General features: G+C 56.7%; 1 rRNA gene (only partly in view). It reads left to right on the top strand.

Annotated features, from left to right (window positions below):
- Positions 1–2,474: ribosomal RNA gene (locus ABT129_RS38150) — 23S ribosomal RNA — on the top strand; it begins 166 nt to the left of the window's first position.
- Positions 2,475–2,505 lie beyond the last annotated feature (31 nt).

The raw sequence follows: 2,505 nt of genomic DNA, 5'->3' as shown, positions 1-2,505 counted from the left end.
TCTCGTGACTGCGTGCCTTTTGAAGAATGAGCCTGCGAGTTTGCGGTGCGTTGCGAGGTTAACCCGTGTGGGGAAGCCGTAGCGAAAGCGAGTCCGAATAGGGCGATTCAGTAGCGCGCTCAAGACCCGAAGCGGAGTGATCTAGCCATGGGCAGGTTGAAGCGGAGGTAAGACTTCGTGGAGGACCGAACCCACCAGGGTTGAAAACCTGGGGGATGACCTGTGGTTAGGGGTGAAAGGCCAATCAAACTCCGTGATAGCTGGTTCTCCCCGAAATGCATTTAGGTGCAGCGTCGTGTGTTTCTTGCCGGAGGTAGAGCACTGGATAGGCGATGGGCCCTACCGGGTTACTGACCTTAGCCAAACTCCGAATGCCGGTAAGTGAGAGCACGGCAGTGAGACTGTGGGGGATAAGCTCCATGGTCGAGAGGGAAACAGCCCAGAGCATCGACTAAGGCCCCTAAGCGTACGCTAAGTGGGAAAGGATGTGGAGTCGCAGAGACAACCAGGAGGTTGGCTTAGAAGCAGCCACCCTTGAAAGAGTGCGTAATAGCTCACTGGTCAAGTGATTCCGCGCCGACAATGTAGCGGGGCTCAAGCGTACCGCCGAAGTCGTGTCATTGCAGCATGAGGGCCAACGCCCGCTGTGATGGGTAGGGGAGCGTCGTGTGCCGGGTGAAGCAGCCGCGGAAGCGAGTTGTGGACGGTTCACGAGTGAGAATGCAGGCATGAGTAGCGATACACACGTGAGAAACGTGTGCGCCGATTGACTAAGGGTTCCTGGGTCAAGCTGATCTGCCCAGGGTAAGTCGGGACCTAAGGCGAGGCCGACAGGCGTAGTCGATGGACAACCGGTTGATATTCCGGTACCCGCTTTGAAACGCCCAATATCGAGCCCATTAATGCTAAGGCCGTGAAGCCGTTCCGGACCCTTCGGGGAAAGGAAAGTGGTGGAGCCGCTGACCCAAGGTGGTAGTAGGTAAGCGATGGGGTGACGCAGGAAGGTAGTCCAACCCGGGCGGTGGTAGTCCCGGGGTAAGGGTGTAGGGCGTTGTCCAGGTAAATCCGGACAGCACATAGCCTGAGACCTGATGCCGAGCCGATTGTGGTGAAGTGGATGATCCTATGCTGTCGAGAAAAGCCTCTAGCGAGTTTCATGGCGGCCCGTACCCTAAACCGACTCAGGTGGTCAGGTAGAGAATACCGAGGCGTTCGGGTGAACTATGGTTAAGGAACTCGGCAAAATGCCCCCGTAACTTCGGGAGAAGGGGGGCCACGTCTGGTGATCGGATTTACTCCGTGAGCTGGGGGTGGCCGCAGAGACCAGCGAGAAGCGACTGTTTACTAAAAACACAGGTCCGTGCGAAGCCGTAAGGCGATGTATACGGACTGACGCCTGCCCGGTGCTGGAACGTTAAGGGGACCGGTTAGTGACCTTTCGGGGTTGCGAAGCTGAGAACTTAAGCGCCAGTAAACGGCGGTGGTAACTATAACCATCCTAAGGTAGCGAAATTCCTTGTCGGGTAAGTTCCGACCTGCACGAATGGCGTAACGACTTCTCGACTGTCTCAACCATAGGCCCGGTGAAATTGCACTACGAGTAAAGATGCTCGTTTCGCGCAGCAGGACGGAAAGACCCCGGGACCTTTACTACAGTTTGATATTGGTGTTCGGTTCGGCTTGTGTAGGATAGGTGGGAGACTTTGAAGCCGTGACGCCAGTCATGGTGGAGTCGCCGTTGAAATACCACTCTGGTCGTGCTGGATGTCTAACCTCGGTCCGTGATCCGGATCAGGGACAGTGTCTGATGGGTAGTTTAACTGGGGCGGTTGCCTCCCAAAGGGTAACGGAGGCGCCCAAAGGTTCCCTCAGCCTGGTTGGCAATCAGGTGTTGAGTGTAAGTGCACAAGGGAGCTTGACTGTGAGACCGACGGGTCGAGCAGGGACGAAAGTCGGGACTAGTGATCCGGCGGTGGCTTGTGGAAGCGCCGTCGCTCAACGGATAAAAGGTACCCCGGGGATAACAGGCTGATCTTCCCCAAGAGTCCATATCGACGGGATGGTTTGGCACCTCGATGTCGGCTCGTCGCATCCTGGGGCTGGAGTCGGTCCCAAGGGTTGGGCTGTTCGCCCATTAAAGCGGTACGCGAGCTGGGTTTAGAACGTCGTGAGACAGTTCGGTCCCTATCCGCTGCGCGCGTAGGAATATTGAGAAGGGCTGTCCCTAGTACGAGAGGACCGGGACGGACGAACCTCTGGTGTGCCAGTTGTCCTGCCAAGGGCATGGCTGGTTGGCTACGTTCGGGAGGGATAACCGCTGAAAGCATCTAAGCGGGAAGCCTGCTTCGAGATGAGTATTCCCACCTCCTTGAGAGGGTAAGGCTCCCAGTAGACGACTGGGTTGATAGGCCGGATGTGGAAGCCCAGTAATGGGTGGAGCTGACCGGTACTAATAGGCCGAGGGCTTGTCCTCAGTTGCTCGCGTCCACTGTGTTAGTTCTGAAG

The sequence above is a fragment of the Streptomyces sp. NPDC002057 genome (assembly GCF_040296665.1).
In the GTDB taxonomy this organism is placed as follows: domain Bacteria; phylum Actinomycetota; class Actinomycetes; order Streptomycetales; family Streptomycetaceae; genus Streptomyces.
The sequence above is the reverse complement of the archived record's forward strand: the minus strand, read 5'-3'. Positions and strand labels throughout refer to the sequence as shown.